This is a genomic window from Halomarinibacterium sedimenti (assembly GCF_019312585.1).
In the GTDB taxonomy this organism is placed as follows: Bacteria; Bacteroidota; Bacteroidia; order Flavobacteriales; family Flavobacteriaceae; genus Halomarinibacterium; species Halomarinibacterium sedimenti.
The window spans coordinates 247,829-267,414 of the sequence record NZ_JAHWDP010000002.1; the positions used below are offsets into that span (position 1 = coordinate 247,829).

Here is a 19,586-nt window from a genome sequence, read left to right on the forward strand (position 1 = left end):
AAAAAAAATATCTTAAAATTGACAATCTGTTAATAAGTTTCACTTTCTGAATGAAGGAATTACGTTTTCTTAATAAATACTTTTATAAATATCGAGGTAGGTTACTTATTGGGCTTGTCATTACTGCCATTGCTACCATCTTTAGAATTGTGGTACCTTCGAAGATTGGTGATTCTGTAAATTCTATTCAATCTTATTTTAAGAATGAAATCACTTATGAAGTGTTAAAATCTCAATTATTAGAGGATATTCTCATCATTATTGGGGCGGCTTTGCTCTCGGGATTATTTACTTTTATGATGCGACAAACCATAATTGTTGTTTCAAGATATGTAGAGTTTGACTTAAAAAATGAAGTTTTTAAACAGTACGAAAGACTTTCACTTAACTTTTACAAGCAGAATAGGACTGGTGATTTAATGAATCGCATAAGTGAAGATGTTTCTAAAGTTCGTATGTATGCTGGTCCTGCATTAATGTATAGCACGACAACCGTCACGCTTTTTATCGTTGCGCTTTCCTATATGATTTATACGGCGCCTCTTCTAACACTTTATGCTGTAGCACCTTTACCTATTCTATCGATTGGTATTTATAAGTTAAGTATTGCTATTCATAAAAGAAGTTCCATCGTACAACAGTATTTATCTAAGCTCACAACATTTACACAGGAAAGTTTTAGTGGAATTTCTGTGATAAAAGCGTACGGAATTGAACCTCGCACTAATGCTCAATTTGTAGAATTATCCAATATTAGCAAGGACAAAAACATAGACCTCACCAAGGTCCAAGCGCTCTTTTTCCCTGTAATGGCATTGCTCATTGGAATAAGCAACATTTTGGTAATCTATGTTGGTGGAAATCAATTTATAAATGGTGAAATAGAGTTTGGAACCATTGTCGAATTCCTAATTTATGTAAATATGCTTACTTGGCCAGTGGCTATAGTGGGCTGGGTATCTTCTATGGTGCAACAAGCCGAAGCTTCACAAAAACGCATCAATGAATTCTTAAAAGAAGAGCCACAAATTAAAAATTACAACGATACTCCTTCAGAAATTATAGGGAAAATTGCTTTTGAAAACGTCACTTTTTCGTATCCCGATACTCAAATTACAGCATTAAAAAATGTATCTTTTACCATTCAACCAGGAGAAACAATTGGTATTATTGGCAATACAGGTTCAGGGAAATCTACTATTCTTGAGCTCATTGGTCGATTGTTTGATGTCCAGCAAGGATCCATAAAAGTGGATGATATTATTTTGAAAGATTTAAATCTAAAAGATTTGCGCAGCGCTATTGGGTATGTGCCTCAAGATGCTTTTTTGTTTAGCGATTCAATAAAAAATAACATCAAATTTGGGAAGGCAGATGCAACCGATGAAGAAGTGATTGCAGCAGCAAAATATGCCGCTGTGCATAGAAATATAGATGAATTCCAAAATAAATACGAAACGGTTTTAGGGGAACGAGGTATTACCTTGAGCGGAGGACAAAAACAACGTGTTTCTATTGCACGAGCCATTATAAAAGAGCCTAAAATTTTGCTTTTTGATGATTGTCTAAGTGCGGTAGATACAGAAACTGAAGAAGAGATTCTGCAAAACTTTCAAAAGGTTTCGGAAGATAAAACCACACTTATTGTTAGCCATCGATTGTCTTCAGTAAAAAATGCAGATACGATTCTGGTACTTGAAAATGGGAATATCATTCAGCAAGGCACTCATACAGAGCTTTTAAACACAGAAGGTTATTATAAAGAGTTGTACCATAAGCAACTTTTGGAAAAAGAAATGTAATCTTTCCTTTGCTTATTTGGTTTTTTTTTAGATTTTTGGCAAAAGCTAAAGGAAAATTAACCAATTTATGAGTCAGCAATTTATGATGGAGCAAGAAGAAATTTATTCAAAAGTGATGCGTGCTGGAAGACGCACTTATTTTTTTGATGTACGTGAAACCAAAGCAGGTGATTATTATTTAACCATTACAGAAAGTAAAAAGTTTACTAATGATGATGGATCTTTTCACTACAAAAAACACAAGATTTATTTGTACAAAGAAGACTTTACCGATTTTAAAGCCAATTTAGAGGAGATGATTCAGTACATCCTTGATGAAAAAGGTGATGAAGTGATTAGCGAAAGACATCAAAAAGATTACAAAAGAGAAGAAGATACCGAAGAAACTGAAAAAGCTTCTACCGAAACTTCAAGCTTTACCGATATCGAATTTGATGATATATAATTTCAGTAAATCTTAAAATATTATGAAACCGCCTCCACTTTTGGGCGGTTTTTTTATCTTTAAAACTTTAGATAAAATACCATATGAAGAAATTTATACTCGCTTTCGTTTTACTTTTTTCAATTTTAGTAAACTCGCAAGACAAAAGAATCGACTTATCGTACTATTTACCAACCGATGTAACCTACAATCCAAATATTCCCACCCCAAAAAGTATTGTAGGGCACGAAGTTGGCGAATGGCATATCACCCACGACAAGTTGGTGTATTATATGTATGCTCTTGCTGAAGCGAGTGACCGAATAACCATTGAAAACCGCGGTACTACCTTTGAAGGCAGACCTATCCTTCTGCTAACCATAACCTCGCCTTCCAATCATAAAAATATTGAAACCCTTAAAGCACAACACCTTGCACTTACCGAAAATGGCTCCAATGCTTTAGCCATAGAGTCAATGCCTATTGTGGTTTACCAAGGGTTTTCCATCCACGGAAACGAACCAAGCGGAAGTAATGCAGCCTTAGCCGAAGCCTACTATTTAGCGGCAGCACAAGGCCCTAAAATTGAAGAGTTACTGAAGAATACCATCATTTTATTTGACCCTTCATTTAACCCAGACGGACTCCAACGCTTTTCTACGTGGGCAAACCAGCATAAAGCACAAAACATTAATCCAGACCCAAACGATAGAGAATATAGTGAGGTTTGGCCAGGTGGGCGCACCAATCATTATTGGTTCGATTTAAACAGAGATTGGCTTCCTGCGCAATTACCCGAAAGCCGTGCACGTATTAAAACGTTTCACGATTGGTATCCTAATATCTTAACAGACCATCACGAGATGGGGACTAATTCTACCTTTTTCTTTCAACCTGGGATTCCTAGTAGAACGCATCCACTAACACCAAAGAAAAACCAAGAACTAACTGCGGCCATTGGTAAATTCCATGCAAAAGCATTTAACAAACTAGGTAGTTTCTATTACACAGAAGAAGACTACGACGATTTTTACTACGGTAAAGGATCTACTTTTCCAGATATCAATGGTGCGGTTGGAATTTTGTTTGAACAAGGATCCTCACGTGGACACGCACAAGAAAGTGAAAATGGAATTTTAACCTTTCCATATACCATTCGGAATCAATTTACAGCCGCGCTTTCTACCTTGGAAGCTGCTGTAAGTATGCGAACCGAAATGCTAAACTATCAGCGTGATTTTTATGCAAATGCACGATCTGAAGCTTCAAAAGATAATCGTGTTTTCGTTTTTGGAGACGAAAAAGATGCCGCCAAAACCTATCATTTGGCCGAAATCCTTCAAAGACATAAAATTAAGTTTCGTGAATTGTATTCAGATTATACTTCCAATGGAAAAACTTTTAAAAAGGGATATGCTTTTGCTATTCCAAAGAATCAAAAACAATCTCGCCTAATCAATGCGATGTTTGAGAAACGAACTACGTTTCAAGATAGCTTATTTTACGACATAAGTGCTTGGTCGTTTCCGCTAGCATTTAATTTAGATTTCGAAGAATCTTCCACGGTACAAATGGGATTAGAAGTTACCGATTTAAAACTACCAACCCCAACCGTTCCAAACCCTAATGCATATGCCTATTTAATGGAATGGCATGAGTACTATGCCCCTAAGGCATTAAGTGCTATTTTGGAAAATGATATTCGAGCAAAAGTAGCGATGCAGCCTTTTACAGTGGAAGGAAAGAAGTACGATTATGGTACTATTTTAATTCCTGTTCAAAATCAGAAATTAAATGATGCGGAGCTTTTCAGTTTTATAAAGAAAGTTAGTGGCGATGCTAGTATATCCATAGCTTCAGTAGCTACGGGATTAACACAAGGAATTGATTTAGGCAGTGGAGAATTTAGAGCGATTACACCTCAAAAAGTGGCTGTGCTTGTGGGTGATGGAATTAATCCGTATGATGCAGGCGAAATCTGGCATTTGTTTGACACACGTTACCAAATGAAGATTACGAAATTAGAGGTCAATGATCTTTCCAGAACGGATCTAAGCAAATACACCGATATCATTTTACCTGCTACTTGGGGCAGTGGTCCCGACAAAAACACCACCGAAAAATTAAAAGATTGGACCAAAAATGGTGGAAATCTTATTGCTTTTAGAAATAGTGGTAAATGGCTAAACAGCAACGAATTGCTAAAAATGGAATTAAAAACTGAAAAAGATACGGCACAAAATATTTCATTTGAACAACGAGGCGATTATTACGGAGCTCAAGTTATTGGTGGTGCTATTTTTGAAGCCGAACTGGATCGTTCCCACCCAATTGCCTTTGGGTATAAAAATGCTACGCTTCCATTATTCAGAAATACCACCATGTTTGTGACAGCAGATAAAGACAGTTATAACAATCCTATTCAATACACTTCAAATCCATTATTGAGTGGGTATATTTCTTCAAAAAATCTTTCCTTGTTAAAAAACACGGTGCCTTTTAAAACGAGCCGATTAGGAAAAGGGCGGGTGATGTATTTTACAGACAATACTAACTTTAGAGCGTTTTGGTATGGAACCAATAAATTATTAATGAATGCTATTTTCTTTGGAGGAGAGATGTAACCAAAAATTGTAAGTTCCTTAACAGCTTTTCAACTTTTTGATGTTTATTTTTCAAAAAAAATTGATATGTTCAAATTATTCAAAGGAAAGTCTGAAATTGAAAAACTTCAAAAGAAGTATGAATCACTAATGAGTGATTGGCATAAACTCTCTACTAACAATCGTGTAGAAAGCGATAAAAAATATGCCGAAGCCCAAAAAATTCTTGAGCAAATTGAAAATTTGCAAAAATATGAATAAGTAAAAGGGTTTTTACTCTTTTTGAAATGGTTACCTTTGCCGCTTTTGAAAAGCAATAGTCATGTGGCAAAACACCATTAAAAATTTTACTCAAAACCCTAAAAATGATATCCTTTCGGGGCTTACCGTTGCGTTAGCCTTAGTTCCAGAAGCCGTGGCTTTTGCCTTTGTAGCAGGAATTGACCCATTAGTAGGACTTTATGGTGCTTTTATGATGGGAATCGTTACTGCGCTGTTTGGTGGTCGACCAGGAATGATTAGTGGTGCTACAGGTGCAATGGCGGTGGTGATGGTGCATTTAATTCAAAAGGGAAATGAAGTAGGCCTCGCGCTGGACAATCCTGTTGAAAACCTAGGACTACAATGGTTATTTATCACCCTGCTATTTGTAGGAGCTATTCAAATATTGGCGGGGGTTTTCCGGCTTGGAAAATTTGTGCGTTTAATTCCGCATCCTGTGATGATGGGATTTGTAAACGGATTGGCTATAGTTATTTTCCTGTCGCAACTGGGAATGTTTAAAGAAAATGTTGATGGCACTACGCAATGGATTCAAGGGGCCGAATTGTGGACCATGCTAGGCTTAATAGCCTTAACAATGGGAATTATGTTTGGGTTACCCAAACTCACCAAAAAAGTTCCTGCAGCTTTAATTGCCATTATTGTGGTAGCTTGTATTACCATCTTCGGAAGTCTAGACGTTAGCACGGTTGGTTCCTTTATAAAAGAAGGTGGTGGTGAAGGTTTAAAAGGATCGCTTCCCTCCTTTCAATACGGGTTATTCGAATTTACTAGTACGATAACAGGACACTGGGATTTAATCCTTTCTACAGCCTTTATTTTAGCTGCTATTGGTTTAATTGAATCCTTAATGACCCTGAACCTCATTGACGAACTCACCGAAACTCGTGGAAGTGGAAACCGTGAATGCTTGGCGCAAGGAGGCGCTAACATCTTAAACGGACTTTTTGGAGGAATGGGAGGTTGCGCCATGATTGGTCAATCGATTATTAATGTTACTTCAGGAGGTCGCGGACGTCTATCAGGAGCAATAGCGGCTATAGCCCTGCTGTGTTTTATTCTTTTTGGTTCTTCGTTAATTGAACAAATTCCTATTGCAGCGCTCGTTGGTGTGATGTTTATGGTGGTTATTGGAACATTTGCTTGGAGTAGTTTTCGAATTTTGCATAAAATTCCTTTGTCTGATGCCTTTGTATTATTAGCGGTTTCGGCCATAACGGTTTGGAAAGACTTAGCAGTTGCTGTAATTGCTGGAGTTATTATCTCGGCATTAGTATTTGCATGGAAAAGTGCCACTATGATTCGGGCGCGAAAAAGTATTAAAGAAGATGGTACAAAGGTCTATGAAATTTGGGGGCCGTTATTTTTTGGTTCCACCACGGCGTTTAATTCAAAGTTTGATATTGCTAATGACCCACAAAGTGTTGAAATCGATTTTATGGAGTCGAAAGTTTCGGATCATTCGGGTGTAGAAGCGCTTCGGAATGTTGCTAATAAATATTTAGAACAAGGAAAAAATGTGAAATTAACTCACTTAAGCCCCGATTGTAAAGAAATATTATTAAAGTGGAATCCTGAGTTTGAAAACCACATAGAAAATGCTATTGACGACCCACGTTATCATGTGGTAACCGATTTATTGGATGCTGAAGTATAGTCTATTCTCTATGGGTGATTCGTAGTTTTTTAATCATCTCGGGAGAGACATTGCTTTCTGTGGCGCCATAAGAATCTACGAGCAATCCTTTTTGTGAATCGCAGGTTTCTATAACATATAATATAGAACTGTCGTCGGGGCTCGTCATTCCTTCAAAACGATAGTATTTAACTACCTCTAGATCATCTGAGCACCAAATTTTCTTTTGACCTTTCGATTCAAGTCCATCATCATGCAGATTAAAATCTACAGTATAACCTTTTTCCTGAAGGTCCTTTATGGCTTCTACTAATGTGTTATATGAATTTTTCATACGTTATTGATTACCAAAAAGATACTTCAATTAAATGGCACAAACAAAACTTTAGCATTTCTTTAGCTGTAACTTTCTTCGTACTTTTCAACTAATAAAGAAAAACTATGGCACTCACTCCTTCAAACATGCTTCCATTAGGTACAGTAGCTCCAGACTTTTCTTTGGTAGATACTGTGACCAAAGACACCTATTCCCTTCAGCAATTAAGAGGTGAAAAAGGGACCGTGATTATGTTTATTTGCAATCATTGTCCGTATGTAAAATATGTAAATGAAGAACTGATAAGGGTCTGTAATGACTATCGCGTTACTGGTTTTAGCTTTGTGGCAATAAGTAGTAATGATGTTTCAAAATATCCTGAAGACGGTCCCGAAGCCATGTACCGTCACGCTCAAAAAGAAGGGTATAATTTTCCATATTTATACGACGTAACACAAAAAGTAGCAAAAGCCTATGATGCTGCCTGCACGCCCGATTTTTATTTATTTGACTCCGAATTAAAACTGGTGTATCGAGGTCAGTTAGATAATTCTCGTCCGGGAAATAGCATCCCCCTTAACGGAAGAGATTTACGCGAAGCCATGGATAATATTCTTAATAATCATCCCCAGCGTAAAGACCAAAAGCCCAGCATGGGATGTAATATAAAGTGGAAGTAATGTAAGACCGCTTGGCTAAAAGACGTAAGACCACTACGCTACAAGATACAAGACTACTATTTTATTAGAATTAAGAATAGTTAGTTTAATTTGGATTTCACCTTTTACCTTTAACCTTTAACCCTTTACCTTTCACCCTTCACTCATTACCCAACATCAACAATGCATTCTTAATGTGCGTAAAATGGTGCATACTATGCCATGAATAGAGCATCGCTAGGTGTTTCATTCCGACCTCTTCTTTGCTTTCGGGGTGAATGAAAACACGCTCCCAATGCTCGTCTGTAAGATTTTGAAGGATATATACTATCTTTTGATGCACCGCCTCTATATGTGATAAGGACCAAGCAATAGGCGCCTTTTGGTAATCGAACATTTTAGCGAATGACTCTTGATTATATGCCTTGATGGTGGGTTTATCTTCGGTTAGCGTCCAACGGATTCGATTATAACAATGGTGATGGCTATCGCTAATATGATGGATGAGTTGTCGAATGGTCCATCCCTCAGGACGATAGGGACTATCCAATACTTCTTCCTTTAAATTTAAAGTGATTAGCTTTAATTGTTCTGGAAAAATTTGGAGCACTTTAATGGCTTCGTGTAGGTCTTCTGCCGAAATTGTTTCGGGTTTTTTGAATTTCCCAATGGGGAATTTTAATTGTTCTATATCCATCTCGCTAAAATAAAAAATGCCCCTCGTTTTGAAAGGCATTTTAAAAAATATTTAGATGAAATTTTTATTTCACATCCATTAATTCTACATCAAAAACCAAAGTAGCGTCTGGCGGAATCACCCCTCCAGCACCACGGCTTCCGTAGGCTAAGTGCGACGGAATAACAAATCGTGCCTTGTCCCCTACTTTTAACAACTGAATTCCTTCATCCCATCCAGCAATCACATTGCCCATTCCTACAGGAAATTCGATAGGCTCCCCGCGCTTAAAGGAATTGTCAAACTCACCACCATCTGCAAACATGCCTTTGTAATGAACAGCTACGGTTTTACCTGCTTCGGCTTGGGCACCATTTCCTTTTTGTATGATTTGGTAACGGAGTCCGCTTTCGGTTTGTTCAAAACCTTCAGAAATACTAGTTAGCAATTCTTCCTGAGCTTTTTTAGCCGCTGTTTCTCTTTCGGCTTTGACTCCATTAAATCTTCTAAAAGCTTCAACGGCATTCCACTTTTCAGCTTCAGTCCCTACTCTAATAATTTCAACTGTGTCCATGGTATCGCCTTGTGCAATGCTATCTACCACATCTTGTCCTTCTATCACATTTCCGAATACGGTGTGTTTATTATCTAACCATGGGGTTGCTACATGCGTGATAAAAAACTGACTTCCATTACTTCCTGGACCTGCATTTGCCATCGACAATACCCCTGGACCATCGTGCCGAAGGGTAGGATGAAACTCATCGTCAAAGTTATAGCCTGGTCCACCACTTCCCGTTCCTGCGGGGTCACCTCCTTGAATCATAAAATCTGGAATTACTCGGTGGAATTTTAACCCATCGTAATACGGTGTTCCTTGTGGCTTGGCCGCGTTTTCTAGGTTTCCCTCGGCTAAGGCAACAAAGTTCCCCACCGTTCCTGGTGTTACATCGTATGTTAATTGTATAGTAATAACGCCTTTTGGCGTATTGATTTTTGCATAAATACCGTCTTGCATTGTGTTACTTTTTTGTGAGGTGCAAAGGTAACAATTGCTGTTTACTTTTGGGTAAGAGATGAAATGCTAATTTAAAATTTTAGTGAAAAAAATAGTAGAATTCAAATCACTAGCCTAAATGGATCGAGGAATTTTGCCCTAATTCCATTTATAGTATTCTTTAAAAACCGAACATCGATTCATGCTGGCAAGAACTAGTTTTCGATACTTTTTAAAAATTGAAGCAGAATAATTTTGAGATTATAATAAATTGGTTTGTACCTAAAAATACAACTCCTAGTCTATTCAACGGATTATGTTATTTATTATATTTGATGTATTCAGATTCGATTTTAATCTGGGTATCCCACAAGTTGGCAATAAACAAGTGGTGGCAACTTAATTAAAGCTGTGACTAATGAAAAAAAATTACTTCCTTGTTGCCAGTATCATTTTACTCCTTTTATCAATTATTGCTTTTTCGGACAATTTGTTAACGGACATTGGACAGGAAAGCAATAGTGATCCTAAATTTATTATTCATGGACTATTTTTTCTGGCATGGTTTGTAATCTTAGTTGTACAATCTAATTTCATAAGGAAAGGCAATTATCGAACCCATATGAATCTGGGGCTATGGGGTATGGGCATTGCCATTGGTGTTGTGTTGAGTACATTTTATGTATTTTATGCTGAGTTTGAAGGATGGTCTGTGATGCCCGGTTTTGTGAAAGCCAATCGAATATTAACTCTTTCTTTCACAATATTTGTCTTATTAGCCTATTTAAAAAGAAAAAAACCTATTGAGCACAAGCGCCTACTTTACATTGGAACACTATATGTCTTAGGACCCATTATTGGAAGAGTGGCGGACAAGCTTGGTCCTGGGGGTGATTTAAGTTTTATAGCATTCGAATTTATTATTTGGACTGGTTTATTCATTTCGTTGTTAATTTATGATAAAGTCACATTGAAAAGAATACATGGAATTACTTGGATGGGTATTATATGGTTTTATATTGTTTGGATATTTTCCATCGTTCACTAATTTTAAGAAGGTACAAACTGAATATATTGCCACCTTATGAGTTTTAAGGAGACTTCAAAAATTTACCCGGAATAGTAATTTTTTAGAATAAATTTTCGAACAATAAAATAAAAACCCAGCTATTAGGCTGGGTTTTTAATATATGGTAAAGAGGAAATACTATCCTTCTAATTCTTTTCTTTTGGCTTCACGCTTTAGTTTGAAATTTTCAATTAAATACCCAGTAATCCAATAAGGGACAAAAGAGATTAGGAAAATCATTAACCAAAACCCAATGGTTAAAATGGTTAAAAAGGCTAAAAATCCGAGGTACTGATCAAATTCAAACATAATAGCGTGTTTTGTTGTGCAAATATAACAGCTTTTTTTCAGAAAATACAATACGAAATAGCAATTTATTAACTGCAAATAAACATTTTCAACCTTGAACGAACGCCTGCGATTTCGTACCTTTGCAAAGCTTTTAAAAAGAGTATTATGAACTACCGAATTGAAAAAGATACCATGGGCGAGGTGCAAGTCCCTGCCGATAAACTTTGGGGTGCACAAACAGAGCGTTCTCGTAATAATTTTAAAATTGGAAGCCCAGCTTCTATGCCACTTGAAGTGGTGTACGGATTTGCGTATTTAAAGAAAGCCGCCGCGTATACCAACTGTGAATTAGGGGTGCTTCCTGAAGAAAAAAGAGATCTTATTTCAAAAGTTTGCGATGAGATTTTAGCAGGAAAACATGATGACCAATTTCCATTAGTGATTTGGCAAACAGGAAGTGGCACGCAAAGTAATATGAATGTAAACGAAGTAATTGCCAATCGTGCCCACCAACTCGTTGGAAAAACTATTGGAGAGGGCGATAAAACGCTTCAACCAAATGACGATGTAAATAAATCGCAGTCGTCCAACGACACCTTTCCTACAGGAATGCATATTGCTGCTTATAAAAAGATTGTAGAAGTAACCATACCCGGCGTGGAGCAATTGCATAAAACACTAGTGAAAAAGTCGAAAGATTTTAATAAAGTAGTAAAAATTGGTCGCACGCATTTAATGGATGCTACCCCCTTAACCCTTGGACAGGAATTTAGTGGCTATGCTTCGCAACTCGAACACGGATTAAAAGCGTTAAAAAATACGCTACCTCATTTATCTGAAATGGCACTGGGTGGAACGGCTGTAGGAACAGGAATTAATACACCTGAGGGATATTCGGAAAAAGTAGCAGCCTATATTGCAGAATTTACAGGATTACCCTTTATCACTGCAGAAAATAAATTTGAAGCCTTAGCTGCACATGATGCCATTGTTGAATCTCACGGATCTTTAAAACAATTGGCGGTTTCCTTGAATAAAATTGCTAACGACATTAGAATGCTTGCCAGTGGTCCTCGCAGCGGAATTGGAGAAATTACCATCCCGGCCAATGAGCCAGGTTCTTCCATTATGCCCGGTAAAGTAAATCCAACACAATGTGAAGCCCTAACCATGGTTTGCGCTCAAGTCATTGGAAATGATATGGCAATTGCAGTGGGTGGTATGCAAGGTCACTACGAGCTTAATGTTTTTAAACCTATGATGGCCGCTAATATTTTACAATCTGCGCAATTACTAGGAGATGCCTGTGTCTCTTTCGATGAACATTGCGCGCAAGGTATTGAACCTAACCACGAAGTCATTAAAAAGCAATTAAATAATTCCTTAATGTTGGTTACTGCCTTAAATACTAAAATTGGGTATTATAAGGCTGCAGAAATTGCTAATACAGCTCATAAAAACGGAACCACCTTGAAAGAAGAAGCTGTAAACCTTGGTTATCTCACTGCAGAGGAATTTGATGCTTGGGTAAAACCTGAAGATATGGTAGGATAATAGCAATAAACCTTCATTCATAAAATTGATTAAGCTGTCCTATGGGCAGCTTTTTTTTGTACGAAAATCCCGATAAAGTGCAAAAAAATTAGATTAAATGTAATTTTTAATTATATTGGTAGTCCCAAATAGATTAAACCTACTTATTATGAGGACAGTAATTTTACTTCTTTTAATGGTCTTATCGACGGCTACATTTGCCAAAAATAAGACCTATAAAGCCCAAATTAAGGCAAACAGCATTTCGCTTCAAAGCCTTGAAAATACAGTGCTTTACAAGCAATCAGGTGCCGAATTTAACGGCCCAAATACAGTGATGAATCCTTCCTATTTTATTACACCTGTAGATGCATCGTTGTATTACAATGGGAGTTTTTTGTTTTCTGATCATTTTTTCAATAATGAAGAATTTTCCTACAAAAAAAATACTTCTGGAGGCGGATCATCCTTCATTATTTTTGATGACCAAACGGTAATTCAGGAAAAAGCGTCCACAGACATTGTTACCATATTTAATCAAGGGCTATTTTACGGCTTTGTGGCCACCCTTATGTTATTAAACTTGGTTTGCTTTTTCTTATTCGATGAAAAAACTTTCCTCTTTTATTCCTTTACAATCACAGGAACAGCGTTATTATTGTTCTTTAGTGATGGTCTGGTCAGTTTATTGAATTGGGAAGTAAAAGAGGTAATTCCTACCCTACAATCATTACTTTTGTTTATTGCTGTTGCGTGCAGTGCTATTTTTGCTTCTCGCTATTTAAATTTAAAAGAGTTTATGCCTAGAATGAAATGGGTAACACTTCCTTTGTTTTGTATTGCTTCTGTGGCAGTAGCCTTTAGTGCTATAACTCAAAAGGAAATATTTGCAACCATTGCAAATGTGGCTTTATTTGCTACTCTCTTTTCCTATTTTAATGCAGGAGTGTATTTATTTAGCCGAAAGAATTATGCAAAATTCTACGTGATTGCATCCTTTATTCCGCTATTGTTTTGCTTTGATTTCTTTGTTCTAAATCCTATAGGGATAGAATTTTTGTCTACGCAAACCTTCCATATAAAGGCAGCAGTAATTACAGAAATGCTGATTCTAACCTATGCTAATATGTTTAGAATGCAGGCTATTAAGGAGGAAAACGCATTGCGACAAGTTGAAATGAGAATCTTCTTAAAACGACAAGAAGTTTTGAATACCCGCCAAAAAGCCGAAAAATTGGTAGAAGATGTCTATCTAGAAAACCTAATCATGCATTACGACTTAGATGGTTTTGAAATAAAGCTATTGCAGTACATCTCAGAAGGAAAAGACAATGCAAAAATTGCTAGAAAACTAAATACTACGGAAGCTGATATCGAGGATATGACGAAAGAGTTGTATGAAAAACTAGAAATAGGAGAACAAATTCAACAAGACTATAGAATGGTTGAACAGCAACCAGACTATATTTATAATTAGAGGTTAATTAGATAATTGTTTAAAAGGGATAAGATTAAAAACTTATCCCTTTTTTACATAGTACTTTTTATAACTGAAGTAGGATACAACACTCAATAACACAAAGAAGGTTATTAAATAATACACAAAATTAGGAGTTACGGGAACATCACCGCTAGCATACGAATGTAGTCCTGTAAGATAGAAGTTTACTCCAAAATAGGTCATCATTATGCTTGCATAAGCAAAAATAGCAAAGACATTAAAAATCCATCTCCCACGTAATCCTGGAACTAACCTTGCATGAATCACAAAGGCATAAATCATAATACTTATCAGCGCCCACGTTTCTTTTGGATCCCATCCCCAATAACGCCCCCAGCTTTCATTTGCCCACTGGCCTCCTAAGAAATTACCAATAGTGAGCATTACTAAACCAACCGTTAATGACATTTCTGTAATGGTGGTAATTTCTTTGATATTTAAATCCATTTTAAGCTTGTTCTTCTTTGTTGTCATTAACATGAGTAACAATGCAACAGCTCCTAAAATCATTCCGAGTGTGAAGGGACCATAACTAGCTACAATCACAGCAACGTGTATCATAAGCCAATAACTATCCAAGACGGGCTGTAAATTGGCAATGGCAGGGTCTACCCAGCTTAAATGCGCCACCCATAGCAACATAGAAGCTACAAAGGCAGTTGCTGCCACAGTTAAATCGCTCTTCCTACCAAAGGCAAGCCCAAAGAACACAGTTGCCCAACTTACATAAATAATACTTTCATAGGCATCACTCCAAGGGGCATGGCCACTAATATACCATCGTGCCACCAACCCGAAAGTCATTAAGATGAACAACGCCCAAATTGAAATTTTACAAAGCTTTATCAGCCATTTAAAGATTTTCCTTTCTTTAAATATTTGAAAAATAATAAAAATGAACATAAAGGCTCCAAACATGATATAATAATGGTAAAGCCTATTAAAAAGGTCTACTTTATTATAAAGAATTTCTGTATTAACCTTCTTTTCTGAAAGTAATACTTCACTCCCATAGCGTTTCTGGAAACCTGTTATACTTTCTAAAAACTCTTCTGCCCTACTATAATCACCCGTTTTTCTTGCATTGCGAAGACTATCGAAATACAACGGAAGAATATTCTTTGCATACAGCGAGTCCATTCCTTTAAATTGTGCTTGTTCCAATTCTGGATATGAAAGCCATTTGTTATTAGAATCGCCTGGTATTGGGAATATTTTCAAAATACCACCGCCCAATGCTTCATTCAGCAAATAGGACTTTTCGTAAAGTTTAATGAAATCCTTTTCAAACTGATTAGGGTTTACTTTCGATGAAGCTTCTTGAATATAGGGATCAATTTTATTATTTCCTCTTTCGTCAAATAGATCAAGTAAGGAAATACTTTTAGCATCCTTGGGCACGCCCAAAATCTTTTTAATACTGTCGTTTCTCCAGTCTAACTTAATAATGGGAATCCCGTACCAATAAGTTGGGAATTCGGTCATCGAAAGAAATGTTTGATCTGGATTTAAGCCTTCAAAAGAGTTTTTACCGCTTACTTTTCGAAGTAGTTCACTGGCAAAGGTATTTATGGGCTTCATTCTACCATTATCCTGAATGACTAAACGTCCAAATTTAGCAGCATGGGCTTCAGAAACAATATTCGCTTTTATGACGGAATCTGCTTCCGCTTTTTGAAGCAAATGTTGACCCGAATCTTGCGATAAACCAGTCAAAGAAATTAGCATCACCAAAATCGTGGTTAGCTTTGCTTTCTTCTTTTTTATCTTATTCAACATTTTTTCTAAATCGTTGAATCGGGTATTAGGTGCAAATAAAATAGCCATCAACCCGATGTAGAGTAGAAAATAACCTATATACGTTATCCAAGTACCCCACCAATCGTGATTTACCGAAAGTACTGTTCCTTTTTCATCAGGATCAAAAGAGGCTTGAAAGAAGCGATAGCCTTGATGGTCTAGCACGTGATTCATATAAATCTCATAATCGAAGAAATCTGTTTCAGAATTATTTACCGTAATCTTACTTTTAAAGGAAGCATAGGCTTTTTCGGTACCAGGATATTTATCAGCAATAAAATCGTTTAACGTAATACTGAAAGGCAACTTATAAGCCTTGGAGCCATAGGCAAGACTTACTTTAAGTCCGCCCACCTCCGTGGTAACAGGTTCTGGAGCTAATCCTTTTCCACCCAGCAAATTTACCGTCTTGGTTTCATTGTTGGAGCTTACTTCTAAAATAAGGGCATCTGTTCCTGTTTTGTCCGCTTTATCTGCTTTTACGATTCCGTAGTTTCCTTTAGTAACAGGTTCTGGAAATACAAAAGCGGTCCCTGCTATTTGATATAATGAGCGTAATTGTAATTCTTGAACGCTGTCGGCTAAAACCTCACCTTGTAATTGGTCTGCCATACGCATAAATGTCCCTTCAAAAGGGCTTTCGATGGTATAAGTGCTATCTGTAGTTGTTATATTAATAGCGCCCGAAGTATCATTATTAACAGCAAAAAGTAAATTATGAATATTGGCAACCTCCCCTACTTTTAACCAGTGTTCGTGGCGATTTCCATCTCCCGCTTCTACAATTTTGAAATATTCATCACCTTCTTCAGAAGGAATTAAATCCTCCTTCGCATTTTCTATAAACTCTTTAAATTGTATGGTGACGGGCTGCTTATTATAGTCGGTATTAATGCTAAAATTATTATCCAATCTCTCTGAAAGTCGCAGTAATTTTGGGTCCAAAAATCGACGCATCTGTACACCGTCAACCTTATAATCCCCATCGATATAGGTTGTGAGGTAGGTATTTTCAGAAAGGAATGTGCTTTCGGTGGCGCCTTCTCGAATGTGCATGACTCCTTCGTACCCTATGTATCTTGTAACGAAGGCTCCAACGAGCACTAAAATAAAAGAAATGTGAAGTAATAAGGTGGCCCATTTTTCTTTTCGGAACAGTCGAAATCGAAACATATTCCCTAAGAAATTGATTACAAAGAAAACCATGATTGCCTCAAACCACCACGCATTAAAAATCATTTCACGGGCATAAGGAGAGGGTGGACGTTCGTACCCTTGATCCATAAAAGTTCCCACTGCCATAGCAGTTGCAAAAACGATAAATAAAATAGCGGTAAGTCTTGTAGAGAAAAGGATTGCGGCAAGTTTCTTTTGCATGCGAAAAATTTTGTGCAAAGGTAGTTAAATAGTGAAAAAAAGCGGGTTAAAATTTGTTAATTGATTGATTTTAATTTGAGGTTTTGTTCCTAGCTTCAAATATTTTTAAATGGATAAAGGTGCTCATATTTCGTGCTCGATTTTTTGCTCTTTGCGCTACTTCCCCTTCAAAAAGGGCATCGACTGTTTCATACCATAAGTTTAGCCAAATGCCAAAGTGTTTCGCTTCAATTGTTCCATGGTGAAACTTGTCAACTTCTACATGTTTTAAAAGTGGATTTCCAAGGTATTTTTTTCTAAAAAAGAGATTTCCTTCCCAAAAATCAGTAAGTTTTTCAAAGTGCTCTTCCCAATCTTGAATCATGGGGTTAAAAATGGGGCCTAACAATTCGTCCTTTCTTACTTTTGAATAGAAAGTGGTAACTAATAGGTGCACATCTTCTCTTGTTTGTATATCTTGTTTAACCACCTTCATTCAATTTTATTTGCTTTCAACAAACTCTGGACAATCTATTCTAATATCTTGAGGTAATAACGCCTTACCAAGAAGGTTACAGAAATCGCTGTCTTCATTCTTATCGTAAAAACTACACCCATAACAGGTGCGTTGTATGGTTAGGATTCCACTTTGGTTGAGTTTATAAATTAGCTCACTTAATGTGCCAAATAAACTTTCTAGTGTATCTTGACTAAATCCTTTAAGATGTGTTTTTAAAGGGTTTGCAAAATCACTTACCTCAGATACCAATTCTTTACCCGATGGAGACAAAAAAATACTAAAACTACGACTATCTGCAGAAGAGAAATCCTTTTCAACAATTCCTTTATGTTCCAGCACCTTAATTGCATCGCTAATAGTAGGTTTTGTGACGTTAAATTCTTTGGCTAGATGACTCACGTTACAAAGTTCTTGCTTGTGAAATGCAATAAAAATTAATAATTGAATTTGAATAGGACTTAATCCAACCCTCTTGGCTTTTTCCCAAAGCAAAATCTTAAATACTCCCGAAACACGTTCTAACCCTACAACTATTTTACTAGAAAGGTCAAACTCTTGCTCTTTTGGATTAAAGGTATTATGCTCCATAAAAAACCTACCACGGATTACTTGGTAGGCAAAGTTAGTAATCCTAATTAAATTAATTACAGTTTTCCATTTCTATTATAAAGTACCCATTTTTCTGAATTTGTTCCATTATTTCGTGGGTAGCTTGCTCTAAATGACAAAATTTACACTCGTTGGTCGTTATGGTAGACGATGAAATTTGCTTACGCTTAAGATACTTTTTTCCAAACTGAAAAATAACATCTTTATCTAGTAAGTCACTAGGGACAAGAATGTCAAAATGCATAATTTTACCATCGTCCCTTGCAACATAGGTGTCCCAAACTGATAGATTCATAATTCTATTCTTTTAGGTTGATAAAATGTTAGGACTTCAATAACAATTTAGGAGTCCTAACATTTCAAATTAAAAATTATCCTTTTACATCTGCCATGGAAGCACCGTAGTTAATATGTAAGGTGTTGCCATTTGGGGTCACTAGTGCTGGGACGGACTTAACTCCTGCTTTTTCTGCTTCAGAAATTCGGGATCTATCTTCCCCAATGTTTACTACTTCCACATTATTGGCACCAACCAAACCAATTATGTCGTGCTCTGCGCTAACACATACGGGGCATCCTGCGTGATAAAAAATTGATTTTTTCATACTTATTGTTTTTAAGTTTATAATAAATCAAATATAGTAAGGATTCCTAACTACAAAAATAATTTCTCATAAAATTTATTAACAATCCTAAATCATTTATGTAAATCAATACATTTTCTTACCTCTATTGAGTCTATTTATTTTAAATTCGTGATATGATTTCAGTGGTAATTTTTGGCTTCGGAAATGTTGGGCAACACCTTTACAAAGCATTTAAAAGAAGAAAGGTGAATGTCCTTCAGGTGTATAGTCCGTCGCTTAAGGTTTCAGAAAAAAAGGGGACTCACTTTATTAATGATGTAGCTAAGGTAGCCAATGCCGATGTTTATATCATTGCTATAAAAGACGATGCCATTCCTAACTTTTCGGCCTCATTACCTTTTGAAAACAGACTCGTAGTGCATACCTCGGGCACTTCAGCATTACAGAGTATTTCAGCAAAACAACGACGTGGCGTTTTTTATCCGCCTCAAACTTTTTCAAAAGATGCGAAACTAAAATGGAAAAACATCCCTATTTGTATTGAAGCCGAAAACGTAGAGGACTTACAATTACTGAAACAATTAGGCGAAAAACTATCCATAAAGGTTGTAGAGGTTTCAACAGAAAAGCGACAAGAATTACATTTAGGTGCCGTTTGGGTGAATAATTTCAGCAATCATTTATTTCATTTAGCCGAAGATTTTTTGAAAGAAGCAAATGTAGATTTCGATTTACTGAAACCATTAATGCTAGAAACAGTAAAGAAGTTAAATACTATTTCACCAGCGGAAGCGCAAACAGGCCCAGCCAAACGACACGATAAAAAAACGATGGAAGCTCATTTGGCTTTATTGAAAGACCCAAAGCATAAAGAAATATATACATTACTTTCTGAATCCATTCAGAGTAAATTTTAATAAAAAGA

At 36.5% G+C, this 19,586-nt stretch carries 19 protein-coding genes; 10 read left to right on the top strand and 9 right to left on the bottom strand.

Translation table 11 applies throughout. The annotated features are described in order from the left end of the window. Positions 1 to 50: 50 nt before the first annotated feature. The 5 genes from KXJ69_RS05760 (at position 51) to KXJ69_RS05780 (ending at position 6,768) form a co-directional block, all read left to right on the top strand. Positions 51 to 1,802 carry an ABC transporter ATP-binding protein gene (locus tag KXJ69_RS05760; RefSeq protein WP_219052021.1) on the top strand — a complete coding sequence of 584 codons (1,752 nt, stop codon included), beginning with the start codon at positions 51 to 53 and terminating at the stop codon, positions 1,800 to 1,802. A 67-nt stretch (positions 1,803 to 1,869) separates the two neighbouring features. Then, positions 1,870 to 2,247 carry a PUR family DNA/RNA-binding protein gene (locus KXJ69_RS05765; protein ID WP_219052022.1) on the top strand — a complete coding sequence of 126 codons (378 nt, stop codon included), beginning with the start codon at positions 1,870 to 1,872 and terminating at the stop codon, positions 2,245 to 2,247. An 83-nt stretch (positions 2,248 to 2,330) separates the two neighbouring features. Next, positions 2,331 to 4,850, top strand: coding sequence for a M14 family metallopeptidase (locus tag KXJ69_RS05770; protein WP_219052023.1), 2,520 nt, complete (start codon positions 2,331 to 2,333; stop codon positions 4,848 to 4,850). Between the two features lie 66 nt (positions 4,851 to 4,916). Then, complete coding sequence (locus KXJ69_RS05775) at positions 4,917 to 5,090, top strand: Lacal_2735 family protein (RefSeq protein ID WP_219052024.1); 174 nt, start codon at positions 4,917 to 4,919, stop codon at positions 5,088 to 5,090. 61 nt (positions 5,091 to 5,151) lie between these two features. Next, positions 5,152 to 6,768 (top strand): SulP family inorganic anion transporter, encoded by a 1,617-nt coding sequence (locus KXJ69_RS05780; protein ID WP_219052025.1) that lies wholly within the window; start codon positions 5,152 to 5,154, stop codon positions 6,766 to 6,768. Position 6,769: 1 nt separating this feature from the next. Here the strand turns inward: KXJ69_RS05780 and KXJ69_RS05785 are convergent, their stop codons facing one another. Further along, on the bottom strand, positions 6,770 to 7,081 hold the full coding sequence (locus KXJ69_RS05785) for a phosphoribosylpyrophosphate synthetase (protein WP_219052026.1): 312 nt from the start codon (positions 7,079 to 7,081) through the stop codon (positions 6,770 to 6,772). A gap of 107 nt (positions 7,082 to 7,188) precedes the next feature. Between KXJ69_RS05785 and KXJ69_RS05790 the strand changes: the two genes are divergently transcribed. After that, positions 7,189 to 7,743 carry a thioredoxin family protein gene (locus KXJ69_RS05790; RefSeq protein ID WP_219052027.1) on the top strand — a complete coding sequence of 185 codons (555 nt, stop codon included), beginning with the start codon at positions 7,189 to 7,191 and terminating at the stop codon, positions 7,741 to 7,743. A 139-nt stretch (positions 7,744 to 7,882) separates the two neighbouring features. Here KXJ69_RS05790 and KXJ69_RS05795 read toward each other — a convergent pair whose 3' ends face one another. Beyond that, entirely contained in the window at positions 7,883 to 8,458 is a 576-nt protein-coding gene (locus tag KXJ69_RS05795; protein WP_219052028.1) for a YfiT family bacillithiol transferase, read from the bottom strand. 25 nt (positions 8,459 to 8,483) lie between these two features. Continuing rightward, entirely contained in the window at positions 8,484 to 9,416 is a 933-nt protein-coding gene (locus KXJ69_RS05800) for a peptidylprolyl isomerase (RefSeq protein ID WP_219052029.1), read from the bottom strand. Positions 9,417 to 9,813: 397 nt separating this feature from the next. Between KXJ69_RS05800 and KXJ69_RS05805 the strand changes: the two genes are divergently transcribed. Beyond that, the gene (locus KXJ69_RS05805; protein WP_219052030.1) at positions 9,814 to 10,443 is read left to right on the top strand and encodes a hypothetical protein; all 630 of its coding nucleotides are present in this window, start codon (positions 9,814 to 9,816) and stop codon (positions 10,441 to 10,443) included. Between the two features lie 159 nt (positions 10,444 to 10,602). Here KXJ69_RS05805 and KXJ69_RS05810 read toward each other — a convergent pair whose 3' ends face one another. Beyond that, complete coding sequence (locus KXJ69_RS05810) at positions 10,603 to 10,773, bottom strand: hypothetical protein (protein ID WP_219052031.1); 171 nt, start codon at positions 10,771 to 10,773, stop codon at positions 10,603 to 10,605. A gap of 147 nt (positions 10,774 to 10,920) precedes the next feature. Here KXJ69_RS05810 and fumC point away from each other — a divergent pair, with 147 nt between their 5' ends. Beyond that, positions 10,921 to 12,309 (top strand): class II fumarate hydratase, encoded by a 1,389-nt coding sequence (fumC, locus tag KXJ69_RS05815; RefSeq protein WP_219052032.1) that lies wholly within the window; start codon positions 10,921 to 10,923, stop codon positions 12,307 to 12,309. Between the two features lie 148 nt (positions 12,310 to 12,457). After that, entirely contained in the window at positions 12,458 to 13,765 is a 1,308-nt protein-coding gene (locus tag KXJ69_RS05820) for a 7TM-DISM domain-containing protein (protein WP_219052033.1), read from the top strand. A gap of 42 nt (positions 13,766 to 13,807) precedes the next feature. Here the strand turns inward: KXJ69_RS05820 and KXJ69_RS05825 are convergent, their stop codons facing one another. From KXJ69_RS05825 to KXJ69_RS05845, 5 genes are all read right to left on the bottom strand, one after another. Continuing rightward, positions 13,808 to 16,966: a cytochrome c biogenesis protein CcsA gene (locus KXJ69_RS05825; protein ID WP_219052034.1), complete on the bottom strand. Its 3,159-nt coding sequence runs from the start codon at positions 16,964 to 16,966 to the stop codon at positions 13,808 to 13,810. Positions 16,967 to 17,036: 70 nt separating this feature from the next. Then, positions 17,037 to 17,441 carry a group III truncated hemoglobin gene (locus KXJ69_RS05830; RefSeq protein WP_219052035.1) on the bottom strand — a complete coding sequence of 135 codons (405 nt, stop codon included), beginning with the start codon at positions 17,439 to 17,441 and terminating at the stop codon, positions 17,037 to 17,039. Between the two features lie 6 nt (positions 17,442 to 17,447). Then, a complete protein-coding gene (locus KXJ69_RS05835) occupies positions 17,448 to 18,053 on the bottom strand; it encodes a MarR family winged helix-turn-helix transcriptional regulator (RefSeq protein WP_219052036.1) in 606 nt (201 codons plus the stop codon). A gap of 52 nt (positions 18,054 to 18,105) precedes the next feature. After that, a complete protein-coding gene (locus KXJ69_RS05840; RefSeq protein ID WP_219052037.1) occupies positions 18,106 to 18,369 on the bottom strand; it encodes a DUF2024 family protein in 264 nt (87 codons plus the stop codon). A gap of 76 nt (positions 18,370 to 18,445) precedes the next feature. Next, entirely contained in the window at positions 18,446 to 18,679 is a 234-nt protein-coding gene (locus tag KXJ69_RS05845) for a thioredoxin family protein (protein ID WP_219052038.1), read from the bottom strand. A gap of 155 nt (positions 18,680 to 18,834) precedes the next feature. On the opposite strand from KXJ69_RS05845, the gene KXJ69_RS05850 reads away from it, so the two are divergent. Then, complete coding sequence (locus KXJ69_RS05850) at positions 18,835 to 19,578, top strand: Rossmann-like and DUF2520 domain-containing protein (RefSeq protein WP_219052039.1); 744 nt, start codon at positions 18,835 to 18,837, stop codon at positions 19,576 to 19,578. Positions 19,579 to 19,586: the final 8 nt, after the last annotated feature.